Annotated in this window: 16 protein-coding genes; 7 read left to right on the top strand and 9 right to left on the bottom strand. The window is 38.5% G+C overall.

Features of this window, described 5'->3' with window-relative positions; translation table 11 throughout:
- Positions 1–14 precede the first annotated feature (14 nt).
- Positions 15–1,541 (top strand): bifunctional phosphoribosylaminoimidazolecarboxamide formyltransferase/IMP cyclohydrolase, encoded by a 1,527-nt coding sequence (gene purH / locus BGP15_RS02105; protein WP_046675463.1) that lies wholly within the window; start codon positions 15–17, stop codon positions 1,539–1,541.
- A gap of 54 nt (positions 1,542–1,595) precedes the next feature.
- On the opposite strand, the gene BGP15_RS02100 is transcribed toward purH, so the two are convergent.
- Entirely contained in the window at positions 1,596–1,964 is a 369-nt protein-coding gene (locus BGP15_RS02100) for a YkvA family protein (protein ID WP_053003880.1), read from the bottom strand.
- 326 nt (positions 1,965–2,290) lie between these two features.
- Here BGP15_RS02100 and BGP15_RS02095 point away from each other — a divergent pair, with 326 nt between their 5' ends.
- Positions 2,291–3,001: a DUF4397 domain-containing protein gene (locus BGP15_RS02095; protein ID WP_070567787.1), complete on the top strand. Its 711-nt coding sequence runs from the start codon at positions 2,291–2,293 to the stop codon at positions 2,999–3,001.
- A gap of 86 nt (positions 3,002–3,087) precedes the next feature.
- On the opposite strand, the gene BGP15_RS02090 is transcribed toward BGP15_RS02095, so the two are convergent.
- Positions 3,088–3,393 carry an FtsB family cell division protein gene (locus BGP15_RS02090; RefSeq protein WP_070567789.1) on the bottom strand — a complete coding sequence of 102 codons (306 nt, stop codon included), beginning with the start codon at positions 3,391–3,393 and terminating at the stop codon, positions 3,088–3,090.
- A gap of 231 nt (positions 3,394–3,624) precedes the next feature.
- On the opposite strand from BGP15_RS02090, the gene lpxB reads away from it, so the two are divergent.
- The gene (lpxB, locus tag BGP15_RS02085; protein ID WP_046675460.1) at positions 3,625–4,740 is read left to right on the top strand and encodes a lipid-A-disaccharide synthase; all 1,116 of its coding nucleotides are present in this window, start codon (positions 3,625–3,627) and stop codon (positions 4,738–4,740) included.
- 57 nt (positions 4,741–4,797) lie between these two features.
- Positions 4,798–5,433, top strand: coding sequence for a hypothetical protein (locus BGP15_RS02080; protein WP_046675459.1), 636 nt, complete (start codon positions 4,798–4,800; stop codon positions 5,431–5,433).
- A 66-nt stretch (positions 5,434–5,499) separates the two neighbouring features.
- Here the strand turns inward: BGP15_RS02080 and BGP15_RS02075 are convergent, their stop codons facing one another.
- The 3 genes from BGP15_RS02075 to BGP15_RS02065 are packed head-to-tail and all read right to left on the bottom strand — an operon-like array spanning position 5,500 to position 8,574.
- Entirely contained in the window at positions 5,500–6,579 is a 1,080-nt protein-coding gene (locus BGP15_RS02075; protein WP_286768576.1) for a DUF3810 domain-containing protein, read from the bottom strand.
- 20 nt (positions 6,580–6,599) lie between these two features.
- On the bottom strand, positions 6,600–7,658 hold the full coding sequence (locus tag BGP15_RS02070; RefSeq protein WP_070567795.1) for a nucleoid-associated protein: 1,059 nt from the start codon (positions 7,656–7,658) through the stop codon (positions 6,600–6,602).
- Between the two features lie 10 nt (positions 7,659–7,668).
- Positions 7,669–8,574 carry a histone deacetylase family protein gene (locus BGP15_RS02065; protein ID WP_286768575.1) on the bottom strand — a complete coding sequence of 302 codons (906 nt, stop codon included), beginning with the start codon at positions 8,572–8,574 and terminating at the stop codon, positions 7,669–7,671.
- 157 nt (positions 8,575–8,731) lie between these two features.
- On the opposite strand from BGP15_RS02065, the gene BGP15_RS02060 reads away from it, so the two are divergent.
- Genes BGP15_RS02060 through BGP15_RS02050 form a run of 3 tightly spaced genes read left to right on the top strand, consistent with a single transcriptional unit; the run spans position 8,732 to position 11,459 of the window.
- Positions 8,732–9,373 (top strand): YceH family protein, encoded by a 642-nt coding sequence (locus BGP15_RS02060; RefSeq protein WP_286768574.1) that lies wholly within the window; start codon positions 8,732–8,734, stop codon positions 9,371–9,373.
- Positions 9,374–9,379: 6 nt separating this feature from the next.
- Complete coding sequence (locus BGP15_RS02055; protein ID WP_286768573.1) at positions 9,380–10,570, top strand: MFS transporter; 1,191 nt, start codon at positions 9,380–9,382, stop codon at positions 10,568–10,570.
- 1 nt (position 10,571) lies between these two features.
- The gene (locus tag BGP15_RS02050; protein ID WP_286767145.1) at positions 10,572–11,459 is read left to right on the top strand and encodes a DUF72 domain-containing protein; all 888 of its coding nucleotides are present in this window, start codon (positions 10,572–10,574) and stop codon (positions 11,457–11,459) included.
- Positions 11,460–11,580: 121 nt separating this feature from the next.
- Here BGP15_RS02050 and eno read toward each other — a convergent pair whose 3' ends face one another.
- From eno to BGP15_RS02030, 4 genes are all read right to left on the bottom strand, one after another.
- The gene (gene eno / locus BGP15_RS02045; protein WP_046675452.1) at positions 11,581–12,876 is read right to left on the bottom strand and encodes a phosphopyruvate hydratase; all 1,296 of its coding nucleotides are present in this window, start codon (positions 12,874–12,876) and stop codon (positions 11,581–11,583) included.
- 212 nt (positions 12,877–13,088) lie between these two features.
- Positions 13,089–14,189, bottom strand: a complete 1,101-nt coding sequence (gene carA, locus BGP15_RS02040; RefSeq protein WP_286768572.1) for a glutamine-hydrolyzing carbamoyl-phosphate synthase small subunit — start codon at positions 14,187–14,189, stop codon at positions 13,089–13,091.
- 228 nt (positions 14,190–14,417) lie between these two features.
- Complete coding sequence (locus tag BGP15_RS02035; protein ID WP_115050671.1) at positions 14,418–14,729, bottom strand: DUF2752 domain-containing protein; 312 nt, start codon at positions 14,727–14,729, stop codon at positions 14,418–14,420.
- The gene (locus tag BGP15_RS02030; RefSeq protein WP_046675450.1) at positions 14,729–15,085 is read right to left on the bottom strand and encodes a TM2 domain-containing protein; all 357 of its coding nucleotides are present in this window, start codon (positions 15,083–15,085) and stop codon (positions 14,729–14,731) included. The genes BGP15_RS02035 and BGP15_RS02030 overlap by 1 nt, the downstream gene beginning before the upstream one ends.
- Positions 15,086–15,101 lie beyond the last annotated feature (16 nt).

The following is a 15,101-nucleotide window of genomic DNA, read 5'->3' as shown; positions in this document are numbered from 1 at the left end:
ACAAATCCATCATAATGAACCATCCTGTAAAGATTAAAAATGCATTGGTTTCAGTCTATTATAAAGACGGCCTCGCTCCTTTAGTTGAATTATTAAACAAATACGGTGTTACCTTCTATTCCACTGGTGGAACAGAAACATTTATCAAAGATTTAGGTATAGATGTTGTTCCAGTTGAAGACCTCACCAGCTACCCTTCTATTTTAGGAGGCCGTGTAAAAACATTGCATCCAAAAGTATTTGGCGGTATCTTGGCGCGCCGCCCGCTTGAGTCGGATCAACAACAGCTTGCTCAGTATGAAATACCTGAGATCGATTTGGTTATTGTGGATTTGTATCCTTTTGAAGAAACTGTTGCTTCCGGTGCATCGGAACAAGATATTATCGAGAAAATAGATATCGGTGGAATTTCATTGATACGCGCTGCCGCTAAAAACTTTAACGATGTGGTTATTATCTCTTCCAAAAATGATTACAAAGAATTGGAAGAAATACTAGCAAACCAAGAAGGTAATACGTCGTTGGAACAACGTAAAGAATTTGCTAAACGTGCATTCAATACATCCTCACATTACGATACGGCAATCTTCAACTATTTCAATCAAGAAAATCCGCTTCAGGTTTTTAAACAATCTGAGCAAAAAGCGCAGGTGTTGCGCTATGGTGAAAACCCGCACCAAAAAGGTATTTTCTTCGGCGACTTAGATAAGATGTTTGATAAATTGAACGGTAAAGAGCTATCTTACAACAATTTGGTTGACGTTGATGCTGCCGTTGCTTTGATTGATGAGTTCACAGAGCCTACATTCGCGATCTTAAAACACACAAATGCTTGTGGGGTTGCCTCACGGTCAACAATCAAACAAGCTTGGTTAGATGCTTTAGCATGTGATCCTGTTTCAGCTTTCGGTGGAGTCTTAATAACGAATGGACAAGTTGATGCGGCAACAGCTGAAGAGATCAATAAATTATTCTTCGAAGTGTTGATTGCACCTTCTTATTCTGAAGAAGCGATTGCTATACTTACCGCAAAGAAAAACAGAATTATTTTGGTTCGTAAAGAGGTTACATTACCTGGACAACAGTTCAAAACTTTATTGAACGGCGTCATTCTTCAAGATAAAGACAATACGATTGAAGGACCTGAACAAATGGTTACGGTAACGCAAGTAGAGCCAACTGCTGAACAACTGGAGGATCTTTATTTTGCAAACAAAATTGTAAAACACACCAAATCAAATACAATCGTATTTGCTAAAAATGGTACTTTGTTAGCTTCAGGCGTAGGGCAAACTTCTCGTGTAGATGCTTTGAAACAAGCTATTGAGAAGGCAATTTCTTTCGGTTTTGACCTTAAAGGCTGTGCGATGGCATCTGATGCCTTCTTCCCTTTCCCTGATTGTGTGGAGATTGCTTCGGAAGCTGGAATAGCAACAGTGTTACAACCAGGTGGTTCAATTAAAGATCAATTATCAATTGATATGGCCAATGAAAAAGGAATTTCCATGGTGACAACAGGTGTTAGACACTTTAAGCACTAATTGAACTTCAATAATAAATAAAAAAAGCTACTTTAGAAAAGTAGCTTTTTTTATTTATCTCGTTTCGACAGGAAACTTTGAACGCTTGTACTGTTCCATCTCAGCGCTGAGTTTGCGAATCGCATAACCCACAATGGCCACATCATCTATCCACCCGCCCACGAGAATAAAATCGGGAATTGCATCAATTGGCGAAACCACATAAAGTATCGTTCCAATAATAATCGATAAATTCCATTTGTCCATTTTATACTTCCCCGTAATGGTGTCCTTACACATCGCAATTAATACGTTGAAGTCGTCCATATAGCCTCCTAGATTCCTCGCTTTTGCCTCCGCCTGTACAAATTCAGATTCCGTAATTTTACGATGCCTAAACTGCTCAAACATTCCCTTCGCAATTCTTTTGATTCTATTGTTCATACTTCAAAATTAGGATTACTAGTTTAACAATCCAAATCCTCGCGCTAAACCAAACACGAACCAGAATCAGAATGCGCAGCGAACATAACCAAATCCCTCCCCTCACACCGACTAAATTTTGCCTAGAAACCCTTATTGATCCGCTGTCGGTCCAACCAACTACTTTATATATTCATTTACAAAGGTCATCGGAATAAAAAACGAGGTCTGAATATGGATTTTTATTATTTTTACAAATCGCTGTAGCAAAGTGTCAGTCATCTCCGTATAATAGACAACACAAGCGCAATGTGAGTCACAAAAACAAATTTTAATATTACACGGTTATGAAAAACTATAGATTATTTAATTTTATTGCTATTGCTTTAGCGGCATTCTTTTTAACAAGCTGTCTAAAAGATAACGATGACCAGCCAATTCCTGCCGCATTGCTTACCATGGTTAATGGATACACGGATGCCAATGCAGTTATATATTTTGCAGACGGCGGCCCGCTTCAAAACCCTAATTATCCATTGGGATTCAAGAGTTATGCTCAAATTGGGCTATTTACAGGAGCACGTAGAATTGCAGTCTCCGCTGAATATAACACGAAATTAACGGATACAACTGTAACAATCAAAGATAGCACCATCTATACATCCTTTTTATTTGGAACTAAAGCCAAACCCGTACAGGTGATCACAACAGATCGAATCAATAAAGACATCAAAAATACAGAGTCTGGTTTACGCTTCTTTAATCTTGCTGAAGGTACAGATTTAGTTACCCTGAAAATAGGCGATCAGGCTTCCCCCTCAGAATGGACCAATAGAGCACAAGAAACACAAAATTCAGCAAGTGCCCATCAGGGATTTATTGCTCAAAAGAGTGGCACATTCACTGTCACCGCTCGTGATAAAGCCGGAAAAACTATCGCAACACGTAGCGACATTAAATTGGTTGAAGGTTATTATTATTCATTAATACTCATAGGCAAGGCTAATGATGAAAAGAAACCTTTATATATTGGTCTAGTAGCCCAAGCCGCAAATTAAAATACCCATATCTATATACTATATAACAACGGCCGTCATGTAAACATGATGGCCGTTGTTTCTCATTTTATACCATATCGTAGATCTTAATGATTCTCTTTAGGTGCTACTTTAGTAATCACATAAATATCTTCATTATCTTTTTTCATCTTATACTTCTCACGTGCAATACGTTGTACTTCCTGCGGATTTGATCGAATATCGTTTATTGTTTTAATGATAGCCGCATTTTCCTTAAGGTAGAAGGAGCGTTCACTTTCCAAATTCGCTTTCTGCTTTTGATAACTATACTGCGTGGCAAAGTCATTTCGATCAAAAAACAACATCCACACGAGAAAAGCCAAAGCGGCTAACAAATACTTATTTCTTATTAAGGACCACAATCGTTGCATAAGACAAAATTACTATTTACCTTTTATACTTCGGATATTTTCTTCAAAACTTGAACATCTTTAATTAAAGATATGGAATAATATGCTCGAATTCATCATATACCTAGAATAATCTTATCTTTAACAGTTCAAAAACGATCATTTGAATGAAATATCCATGGTTAAGACTAAACGCAGTTTTAACGAAAAAAAGATATCTCATAAGATCATAAAGAATAAAATCATTGACATATGAAATACTATCTTATTGCAGGTGAAACTTCAGGAGACTTACATGGTGCCAATCTTATTAAAGCACTAAAAATTGAAGACCCCGATGCGACTTTCCAAATCGTAGGGGGCAATCTCATGCAAGCAGAGGCGGGAAAAAAAGCCTTGATACATACTTCAGAAATGGCGTTTATGGGATTTATAGAGGTTTTAAAAAATCTGCCCAAGATATCTAGGAATCTCAAACTTGTTAAAAATGATCTATTGAAAGAAAAACCGGATACTGTCATTCTTATAGATTTCCCTGGCTTCAATTTGAAAATTGCTGATTTTGCAAAAAAAAATGGCATCAAAACATGTTATTATATTTCCCCTAAAGTGTGGGCCTGGAATCAAGGCCGCGTAAAGAAAATCAAACGGATTGTCGACCATATGTTTTGTATTCTGCCTTTTGAGGTAGATTTTTATAAAAAGTGGCGCATGCCCGTTGATTACGTTGGAAACCCGCTGTTGGATGCGATTTCAGCCTATCAATTCAACCCAAAGTTCAGGGAGCAGCATGGATTTTCAGAAAAACCCTTGATCGCCCTTTTACCCGGAAGCCGCGAAATGGAAATTGCCAACCTCCTTCCCATCATGGCCGAACTTCCATTTTTCTTTCCTGTACATCAATTTGTCATTGCCGGTGCGCCTAATTTTGATGAAGCCTACTACAAGCAATTTTTTAAAGGTATTGATATTCCCGTAATTTTCAATCAAACCTACGACATTCTCCATAACGCAGAAGCCGCAGTCGTAACGAGTGGAACGGCTACACTCGAAACAGGTATCTTGAAAGTACCTCAGGTTGTCGTTTATAAAGCTAACCCAATATCGGTATGGATTGCCAAATTAGTCATCAAGGTTAAATTTATCTCACTAGTCAATCTAATTAACAATTTCTTATCAGTACGGGAATTGATTCAAGACGAATGCACGGCATACGATATCTCCTATGAAGTAGGTGAACTTATCAATAACAAAGCTCACCGTGCAAGTGTGATGGAAAACTATGATATTTTAGCCGAAAAGCTAGGTTCTCCTGGCGCATCAGAGAAAACTGCCAAATTAATTGTAAAATATCTCGCTAAATTTTAAACTCTTTTACCTTTTATTTGTCAAACTACTAGTTAGTTACAATTAATTAAAAGTTTTATGAAATTTAAATTTATTCTAGGCTTTTTTCTTTGCTTTGCAATGACCTTCACTGGGAAAGCACAAGAAACACAACATATTTCTAAACTGGAAATTGGCAAAAAAGCGAAAAAAAATATCGATAATAGAGACTCTACTGTTGTCATGCACATCGATACCTTAATCATGAAAGACAATTCTACCCTTTCGTTCTATGGTAAGAAAAATGTCAAGCTAACAATTGGTTATGCTGAAATTGGAAATAAAGCAACCATCTATGGAACAGATGGAAAGAATAATGGTGCAAATTTTGACATCAATGCTAATTTTCAAAAATTAGGTTCTCTTTATATCATTGCAAAGGGAGATGACGCTTTTAATGGCACCAAAACTTTTCCGAATGGTAACGGAGGAAAAATTAAAGTCAATTTAACAACTGGTAGCCTTAAACCTCAGACAACAAATAAAAAAGCGCCTAATTATATTTATGGAGATGTTGCAGCAGGTGGGCGGGCTGTCAATGCAAACACGGACTTGAGAAACATCTATGATCGGATTAAAACCGCTCCCACCGGATTGAGAGGCTTGCCTCAAGGGCAAATTTATTCGGGCAGTGCCGGAACTGAAGGTACATTTGAACTAATTTCAACACAATAACAAAATTCCTTAATCCATAAAAAAGGCGTATTATTCTCTAATACGCCTTTTTTAATGGACTCATTATTATCTACAACCTCTTCTTTTAAGCTCATAGGCCAACACCAACCGTGTCATCCGATCGTATCGTGCTATGCCTTCCTGTTGATTGTTGTGCTTGAGGTATTGATTATAAAACAATCCCATCACATCGTCGACCCAACCTGTGTATTGACTCCAGAAATACCTTTCTTTTTCCATATCGTTCAATACTTTTGCGCTTAATCTTCCCTTGTAATCTTTTCCTAAATCAGGATACATGCCCTGCAGTTCACGTAACATATACAGTGTGGTCTGTAGATAAGCCGAATATCGGTAAAAGATCTGTGGATGTCGCTGTAAGCGAGCAAAAGCGATAAAATTCGCCTCGTCTTCAAAACCAATTCCCTGTTGATGCGCAAGTTCATGCACTGTAGTAAAAGGTAAAAAGGTTACCGGCATGGCTTTATTAACATGTGCTTCATGAGTGAACGGATTAAAATAACCTGAGACACCAAAAAAAGAAACTATCCTGCTATTTATGGGTGATTTTGCCCTAATTTGACCTCTTGACAGGAAATCTGCAAAAGCCGTATCCTTTTGTACCCATGTATTCAAATCCCTTTGAATAGTTTCTTTATGCTCTTCCCATTCGGATGGATCCACATGTTCCCGCAGATTATTTGTACTGTCCAAAAACCCATTCAAAACCACGAGATAATCCGCTAACTTTAAGCTATCAACTTTCAAATTGGCATTTATACTAATTGGTTCACGATAGTAATTCATACCCCATGATAGGTAAAAGAAAAAATAGAGACCTAATACCAAATTGATCATAGCCATAACCGAACGAAAGGAACTTTTCCATCTTCCTTTCCATAAATTTCCGATCAATTTAGCAATTGAATAGAGTAGAAATGCAACGACTAGGACATAAAATAGGTCACCTAAACTAAAGGGAACATACCCAAAAATAAATCTTGGCACATGACTATAGGAACGGTAAAACCCGCGTGCATAAAACGCCTCAATCCATTGGCTATGTTGCTCAACCAAGGAGAAAATAAAAATTCCAATCAGAAGTAATACTACCGTGAAAACAGCTATTTTATCGCGTTTCTCCATTCAAATAAGCTATAAAACGATTAACTTTCGTTCTCAAAATAGACCTTGTAATAATTCATGCCTTTATCCTCATCGTACCCCTTCTCAAGATATTCACGTTTGCCATGAACATAGATATGAAAATTCTTATCCAGCTTTAAAACAGACTTATAAGAAGATTCCATTTTTTTCACCGCTTTATCTGCTATTTCAAAACTTGCCTGAAATGGCGAGTCAAATTCGTCTTCAAAACCAGCTTTAAAGTCCTGAAATAAAGCAATAGCCTGCGGATTGCCCAATACTTCCTCCTCAAATTCTTCTTGGACAAAAGTTTCTTTTTCCTTAAAGTAATTCATGGATTTGTTCATCAAATCAATTTTGTCCGCTTTCTCCAGTTCAAATGTCTCATCTAGTTTTTCCTGAACAAAGTTCTTATAGACTTTTAGATAATTCCCTGTTTGATTGAAGTTATCGTTACGCACGCGCAGCTGTAGAAACTCATCTTTCCAGTATACTGCCTCCTGTTGACGGTTTGTCTGATCGAGAACCAGCACCTTATAACCTTCTTCTTCTTCTACATTGATAATAATACAGCCTTTGTCCAGTTTATTGATATTGATCGCCTCCTGCTCATATTCCAACATAAAAGCACCTTGCTCCGGATATACTTTCAAATAAGTCTCTTTATTCTCCGATTTGAATATACCAATGGCATCATGTTCTTCCCCTTCGATCTGTACATTCTTTAAGGCAACTACGTACACCTCCCCAGCTTTAATTTTTGGATGGCTGGATACCTCATAAAGGTGTTTTGAAATTTGTTGGGAAAAATCGTGAAATGGAAGCTGCTCCTTAAAATACTGTCTTGCAAAATAGAAAATCTCATTCAGTTCCAGCTCTCCATTCGGATGATATAAGCGATATACCTCATTCACCTTTGCAAAAGGACTCATAAAATACTGCATCAATAGTCCAGGTAACACTTCATCTCCTTCAAGAGATACCGGGGCATCCGACAAAATATAAAATTCATCTTGCGCTTTATTGCCTACACGATGAATGGATAACGCTTCAAAAGTTGCATCTTGGTGAAAAAACATATTTCTTATCTTATAAATTATATAAATCTATTGCTATTCTAAAAGTCTGGCAATGTGCATTGACAATATCTTTAATTTCAGGAGAATAACCTCCGCCCATACTTACCTGAATAGGGATATGGTGTTTATGGCACATATGAAAGACCAATTCATCTCTTCGACGGCAGGTACTGCTGCTTAAATTCAATTTCCCCAGCTTATCTGTTTGTAAAATATCTACTCCAGCCTGATAGAAAACGAAATCAGGCTCAAATTTCCGGAACACATCAACCAAATTTTCTTCCAATAAAGTGAGATATTCCGCATCAGTAACCTGATCTTCCAAGCCGATATCCAAATGGGAACGCTGTTTGACAAAGGGATAGTTTTTCTCGCCATGCATTGAAAAGGTAAACACCTGATTATGCCCCTCAAAAATATGCGCAGTACCATTTCCTTGGTGTACATCCAGATCAATAATAAGGATACGACCTGCAGAGTTATGCTTCAACAGGTACCCGGCGGCAGTCGCTTGATCGTTCATCAGGCAAAAGCCTTCACCAAAATCATAACCGGCATGATGTGTCCCCCCTGCAATGGTAAAAGCAACACCATACTCAAGTGCATATGCGGCGCTTCGGATCGTCCCATCTAAGATATATCGCTCCCGATCAACAAGGCTTTGACTTAATGGAAAACCTATTCTACGGATCATTTTCGAATCCAAAGTAAGCTCAAACAACTGCTTTACATACACTGGATCATGGACCAAACAGCATGTCTCAAAGCTTGCTAGTTCAGGACTGAAAAAACTTGACTCATCTGCCAGCCCTTCATGCTTTAATTGTAAAGGAATCAACTCGTATTTCAGCATCGGAAATCGATGCCCCTCTTTGACGGGATGGACAAATTCTTGACGAAAAGCTATCTTAAGCACCTTAAAATCTTCTATTACTCATGCGAAGATAAGAAAAAGATCTTTTGGAGTTGTAGGAGAAAAAGGGCATCTTTGAGAAGGAACAAACTGCAAGCCAATGTTACATTGCATAACAGCATACTTGTATTCAATCATAAATTTATATTCTTCAAGATAAATGGAAACAACTCATTTGCCCCAATTGTCTGCCATGGAACAACGTGTACTAGGCTCACTAATCGAAAAATCAAAAGTAACCCCAGAATATTATCCAATGACAATCAACAGCTTACAAGCTGCTTGTAATCAAAAGACTTCCCGCAAACCGGTTGTACAATATACAGAAGAAGATATTATCGCTACATTGGATATATTAAAGAAAAAGGGCTTAATCTCAACAGTTGTTGGCGGAGGATCTCGCGTAACAAAGTATAAACACAATTTTGCCATACAATTTCCACTGGTTCCTTCCGAATTAACCATTGTCTGTTTATTACTACTCAGAGGTCCAATGACCGCCGGGGAAATTAATTCAAACTCTGGAAGACTTTATGAATTTGAATCATTGGGCGAAATCAATGAACAATTGGAAAAATTGGCACAAGAAGGCTACTTGAAGTCCCTGCCTAAACAAATGGGGCATAAAGAAGTCCGCTATATTCATTTATTAGGAGATATCAACCTGGAAGCGTATGAAAATAGCGTTCCTGCAGGCAGCTCCTCGAACGACCAGACCTCACTCGAACGAATTGGACAATTGGAACAGGAAGTTGCAGCATTGAAACAAAAATTTCAGGATCTCTGGGATGAATTACATTAGTCGCTCATGTCGCAAACAATAGATTCCGAAAACGAAATATCCAAAGCAACCTTGTGGCTGATGACCATCGCCACAGGCTTGGTTGTCGCCAATAATTATTACAATCAACCACTATTGGACCTGATTGCCAAAGACCTACATATTGACGAGGCCATGGTCAGTAATTCGGCCATGTTAACGCAGATCGGATATGCCTTTGGCCTGTTACTGATCGTCCCCTTAGGGGATATGTTTAAGCGAAAAAAAATGATCTTGATCGATTTCTTTTTCATTATTTTTTCTTTAGTCGGTATGGCCATGTCCACTTCTATCCTATCGATCTTGCTATTCAGCTTTATGATAGGTTTCACCTCCGTTATTCCGCAGGTTTTTGTGCCCATGGCCGCCGAGCTTGCGAGCAAAGAAAAGCAGGCTTCAGCGATCGGAATGGTCATGTCGGGCCTGCTGATTGGTATATTACTATCTAGGGTTGTAAGCGGGTTTGTCGGCTCCTACTTCGGATGGCGCGAAATGTACTGGATAGCCTCAGCAATTATGGTCATTACAGCCATCGCCATAGCGATCAAGCTACCGGAGGTACTGCCAAATTTTAAAGGTTCTTACCAGGAATTGATGCGATCAGTCTGGAACTTTGCCAGAAAACAACCTGTATTACAGTTGGCTGCATTTCGTGGAGCTATGGGATTTGGGGCTTTTTCCGCATTTTTTACAACGCTTGTTTTCCATCTTTCGGCCCCACCTTTTTTTGATGGCCCCGCAACTGCAGGAGCCTTTGGTCTCGTAGGTGCCTGTGGTGCGCTTGCCGCTGCTTTTGTCAATAAACTAACCATTTATATAGGCAAAGCAAAAATCATCTTATATGCGATCTTATTGATGTTATTCAGCTGGTTATTATTTACCCTCTTTGGCTATACCTATTGGGGTCTCATTCTTGGTGTTATTCTCATTGATCTTGGTCTACAGTCGATGCACATCCTAAATCAAAGCGATTTCTATGCGCTGAACCTCGGGGCCAACAACCGACTAAACACCGTATACATGGTCAGTTATTTTATTGGCGGATCAACAGGCACTTTTTTTGCTGCACAAGCATGGCAACACTTCCAATGGCCCGGTGTTATTGTCGTAGGCACATGTTATACGGTATTGGCACTGTTGGCTCATCTATTATTTGATTATAAATTAAGAAAAAACTAATATGAAATTCGGCCAAGTTGAACATCCGGAGGAAATCGATTTTACCCTTCCTCCTACTCCACCGGAAACCTTAACCCTATTACAGCATTTCAAAAACGGTCAACCTTTTGAGGTATTTGTAGGCTGTGCAAAATGGAATAAACAAGATTTAAAAGGCTTTTACCCCAGAGGTACAAAAGACGAACTTGCTTATTACTCCACGCAATTTAACAGCATTGAACTCAATGCCACATTCTACAATTCGCCCGGCATAGACCAGGTAGAAACCTGGAAAAAGAAAACACCTTCCAACTTCAAGTTCTTCCCAAAAATCCCACAATCCATCAGCCATTTTAGCAGATTATTAAATACGGGTGATAAAGTGAAGTTGTTTACAGATTCCATTGTTCATTTCGATGAGAAACTGGGAATGGCCTTTTTACAGATGCACGACAATTATAGTCCAAAGGATATGGCCCGTCTAAAACTATTTCTTCATGACTGGCCAAAAGAAGTCCCTCTAGCCTTAGAGGTACGAAATAAAGATTGGTTTTCCAAACCCGAAGTAACAAAAGAACTCTATGCGCTGCTGGAGGAAACCAACGTGACCAACGTACTGGTCGATACCGCAGGCCGTAGAGACATGCTTCATATGCGCTTAACCACACCGACTGCTTTTATACGGTATGTAGGTGCCAACCACGCGTCAGATTACGATCGCCTAGATCAATGGATCGATGTGCTGAAACTATGGCGCGAAAACGGGTTGCAAAAACTGTATTTCTTTATCCACCAGAATATTGAGATAGAATCGCCATTACTGGCAACACATTTTATCAAAAAACTGAATACAACATTCGACTTGGATTTAACCTATCCCAACAAAAACACAGGAAATACATTATTCTAAGACAGGATATCAGTTCCGGTGCTAAAGCCAACTATAGAAAAAATCATTCAGCATATTTTGCCCACAAAAAAAGCCGAAGTAGAAAATACTTCGGCTTTTTATATAAAAAATAAGCTTTCGCTTATTTTTTAGCGTATTTAAAGTTTTTACCGATGAAACGTGCATTACCACCCAATTCCTCCTCAATACGTAACAATTGGTTGTATTTAGCCATACGATCAGAACGTGAAGCAGAACCAGTTTTAATCTGACCGCAGTTCAGTGCTACAGCTAAGTCAGCGATAGTCGCATCTTCAGTCTCGCCCGAACGGTGTGACATCACAGAAGTGTAACCAGAATTTTGAGCTAAAGTAACCGCATTGATTGTTTCAGTCAATGAACCAATTTGGTTTACTTTCACTAAAATTGAGTTTGCTGTATGAGTATCGATTCCTTGTTGAAGACGTTTTGTATTGGTAACAAAAAGATCATCACCTACTAATTGAACATGGTCACCGATTTTGTCAGTCAATGTTTTCCAACCAGCCCAATCATCTTCAGCCATACCATCTTCTATAGAAATAATAGGGTATTTAGCTGTTAATTCAGCCAAATAGCTTGCTTGCTCTTCGCTAGAACGCACAGCTCCTTTATCACCTTCAAATTTAGTATAATCGTATTTACCATCTTTGTAGAACTCAGAAGAAGCACAATCCAACGCTAAACAAACATCTTGACCAGGTTTGTAACCGGCAATTTCAATCGCTTTCAAAACTGTTTCGATAGCATCCTCAGTACCTTCAAAAGTTGGCGCGAAACCACCTTCATCACCTACTGCAGTTGAAAGACCTCTGTCATGTAAGATTTTTTTCAACGTATGGAAAACCTCAGTACCCCAACGCAAAGCCTCAGAGAATGAAGGCGCACCCACTGGCATGATCATAAATTCCTGAAATGCGATAGGTGCATCAGAGTGTGAACCACCATTGATGATATTCATCATAGGAATAGGTAACGTGTTCGCATTTACACCACCGATATAACGGTATAATGGTTGACGTGACTCTTGTGCAGCAGCTTTCGCTACAGCTAAAGAAACTCCTAAAATAGCATTTGCGCCTAAGTTTCCTTTATTTTCGCTACCGTCTAAATCAATCATGATTTTATCGATGGCATTTTGCTCGAAAACATCTACACCTTCTAGCGCTTTTGCAATTTTAGTGTTTACATTCTCAACAGCTTTCAAAACACCTTTTCCTAGATATTTTGACTTGTCACCATCACGTAATTCTACTGCTTCGTGAATACCAGTTGAAGCACCTGAAGGAACAGCTGCACGACCAACAAAACCATTTTGTGTAGTAACATCTACCTCAATTGTAGGGTTACCGCGCGAATCCAAAATTTGACGCGCATGAACATCGATAATTAAACTCATCTCTTTATTAGACTATAATTTATTTTCATTACTTAGTGTAGATAAGACACACTCTTATCTACAGACATTTTTCACAATCAAATATAATAAAAAATGTATTTATTCCCCTATTTATTATGAAATAAAATATGCTCCATCGGCATAACTGTTCAACTAAAAACAATAAAAAACCCTTCAAAATCTGAAGGGTTTTTTATAGAATATTGTGCAATTTAGTTTTTGATCATTGCTACAAAATCATCAAACAAGTAGCGCGAGTCATGTGGACCCGGTGATGATTCTGGATGATATTGCACCGAAAATGCTTTCTGTCCTTTAATACGGATACCTTCAATAGACTGATCGTTCAAATTGACGTGTGTAATTTCGACGTTCTCAGAATTTTGGATATCTTCAGCCACAACTCCAAAACCGTGGTTCTGCGACGTAATTTCACAACGGTTGGCGATAATGTTCTTCACGGGGTGGTTGATACCACGGTGTCCATTATGCAACTTGCTTGTGCGGATGCCATTTGCCAATGCTAAAATCTGGTGACCTAAGCAAATACCAAACATCGGTTTATTTGCGTTTAAAATAGCTTTTACAGTCTCGATAGCATAATCCATCGGTGCTGGATCGCCAGGACCATTGGAAATGAAATAACCATCCGGATTCCACTGCTCCATTTCTTCAAATGTTGTCTTCGCAGGAAAAACCTTTGTATATACATCACGAGCCTCAAAATTGCGCAAGATATTTTTCTTGATTCCCAAATCCAAAACTGCAACACGCAACGAAGCATTTTCATTACCGAAGAAATAAGGCTCAGCTGTCGTTACTTTCGAAGACAATTCAAGACCATCCATTGAAGGAACCTCCGCCAATTGACGTTTTAATTCTTCAACATCCAATGTTTCTGAAGAAATAATCGCATTCATCGCCCCCTTATCACGAATATGTCGCACTAATGAACGGGTATCCACATCAGAAATACCAACTAAATTTCCTTCCTCAAAGTAGCTTTGGATCGATTCATCAGCCATTTTGCGGCTGTAGTTGATGTTATAGTTTTTACAAACTAATCCAGCAATCTGAATTTGATTTGATTCGGTATCATCCTCATCAATACCATAGTTACCAATATGCGCATTGGTCGTTACCATGATTTGTCCAAAATAAGATGGATCTGTAAAAATCTCTTGATAACCGGTTGTTCCTGTATTAAAACAGATCTCCCCAGTAGTCGTACCAATTTTACCAGCGGCTTTACCGTGATAAACTGTACCATCTTCTAAAACTAAAATTGCAGGCAATTTGCTGTAGTTGGTCATTATCGATGTAATATTATAAAAATGTGTATCCTTACTTTTATGAATTTTAAAGCCTTCTTGACTGGATATAAAAAAAGCCCTCAAATGGGCTAAATATCAATTAACAATGCATCATTACGATTGACAAACCGTTTCCTAAGGCACCTACCAGTAAAGACTCTACTTTAATTTTCACGGGAGACAAAGTTACGACATATCACTTATAAAGTGAAAACATTTTTTATTTTTTTATCCTTCCATTGATTGGACTTCCCGAAACCGAATAAAGTCCCTCAAAATCAGCACAGTCAATAATGGGACAAGCATATAAATCAGCGGGTTTTCTAACCAAGCTTCTTGCCATTCCATCCGCAGCAAGGCGATAAAGGCTCTTGTTAACCCACAACCGGGACAATCAGAACCACTGATACTCTTCCAAAGACAGGGAATAAGGATATGGATATCTGTAAAAAGATACAAGCCAATGGCAATCCCGAAATACCCTAGCACCAACGAATATATCCAATGACATTTAAGGTATTTCAGGACGAGCGAAATCATTAATTATTGTTAATTGGACTCTTGATATAATTACCGTTGGCATCTTTATATTTTCCGACAATAATCATAATCAAATCGATTAGATACCAGATACCACATCCCCCCAAGGTAAGCAGCTGAATAACAGCAGTACCAATTTGCCCCAAGTAGAATCGATGCGCTCCAAAAGGGCCGAGAAAAAAACAAAATAACAGTGCTGGTAACCACCTGTCATCCTGAAAGGTGTTGTTTTGCTGTTGAAAAGGTTGGTTAGCATAAAAAATAGGCTGTCTCACACCACAAAATGGGCACACCTCCGCCTTGATATTGATTAACTTACCGCACTCTACACAATACTTTTCGTCTTCTGTTTTCATTTAGATTTAGTTTGGC

Source organism: Sphingobacterium sp. 40-24 (assembly GCF_001899705.1).
GTDB classification, from domain to species: domain Bacteria; phylum Bacteroidota; class Bacteroidia; order Sphingobacteriales; family Sphingobacteriaceae; genus Sphingobacterium; species Sphingobacterium multivorum.
Note: the sequence above shows the minus strand (reverse complement) of the source record. Positions and strands in the feature narration are given on the sequence as shown.

Excerpts from the sequence above, each read along its gene's own strand:
- purH (WP_046675463.1), top strand. The coding sequence starts at position 15 with ATGAACCATCCTGTAAAGATTAAAAATGCATTGGTTTCAGTCTATTAT.
- BGP15_RS02100 (WP_053003880.1), bottom strand. The coding sequence starts at position 1,964 with ATGAACAATAGAATCAAAAGAATTGCGAAGGGAATGTTTGAGCAGTTT.
- BGP15_RS02095 (WP_070567787.1), top strand. The coding sequence starts at position 2,291 with ATGAAAAACTATAGATTATTTAATTTTATTGCTATTGCTTTAGCGGCA.
- BGP15_RS02090 (WP_070567789.1), bottom strand. The coding sequence starts at position 3,393 with ATGCAACGATTGTGGTCCTTAATAAGAAATAAGTATTTGTTAGCCGCT.
- lpxB (WP_046675460.1), top strand. The coding sequence starts at position 3,625 with ATGAAATACTATCTTATTGCAGGTGAAACTTCAGGAGACTTACATGGT.
- BGP15_RS02080 (WP_046675459.1), top strand. The coding sequence starts at position 4,798 with ATGAAATTTAAATTTATTCTAGGCTTTTTTCTTTGCTTTGCAATGACC.
- BGP15_RS02075 (WP_286768576.1), bottom strand. The coding sequence starts at position 6,579 with ATGGAGAAACGCGATAAAATAGCTGTTTTCACGGTAGTATTACTTCTG.
- BGP15_RS02070 (WP_070567795.1), bottom strand. The coding sequence starts at position 7,658 with ATGTTTTTTCACCAAGATGCAACTTTTGAAGCGTTATCCATTCATCGT.
- BGP15_RS02060 (WP_286768574.1), top strand. The coding sequence starts at position 8,732 with ATGGAAACAACTCATTTGCCCCAATTGTCTGCCATGGAACAACGTGTA.
- BGP15_RS02055 (WP_286768573.1), top strand. The coding sequence starts at position 9,380 with ATGTCGCAAACAATAGATTCCGAAAACGAAATATCCAAAGCAACCTTG.
- BGP15_RS02050 (WP_286767145.1), top strand. The coding sequence starts at position 10,572 with ATGAAATTCGGCCAAGTTGAACATCCGGAGGAAATCGATTTTACCCTT.
- eno (WP_046675452.1), bottom strand. The coding sequence starts at position 12,876 with ATGAGTTTAATTATCGATGTTCATGCGCGTCAAATTTTGGATTCGCGC.
- carA (WP_286768572.1), bottom strand. The coding sequence starts at position 14,189 with ATGACCAACTACAGCAAATTGCCTGCAATTTTAGTTTTAGAAGATGGT.
- BGP15_RS02035 (WP_115050671.1), bottom strand. The coding sequence starts at position 14,729 with ATGATTTCGCTCGTCCTGAAATACCTTAAATGTCATTGGATATATTCG.
- BGP15_RS02030 (WP_046675450.1), bottom strand. The coding sequence starts at position 15,085 with ATGAAAACAGAAGACGAAAAGTATTGTGTAGAGTGCGGTAAGTTAATC.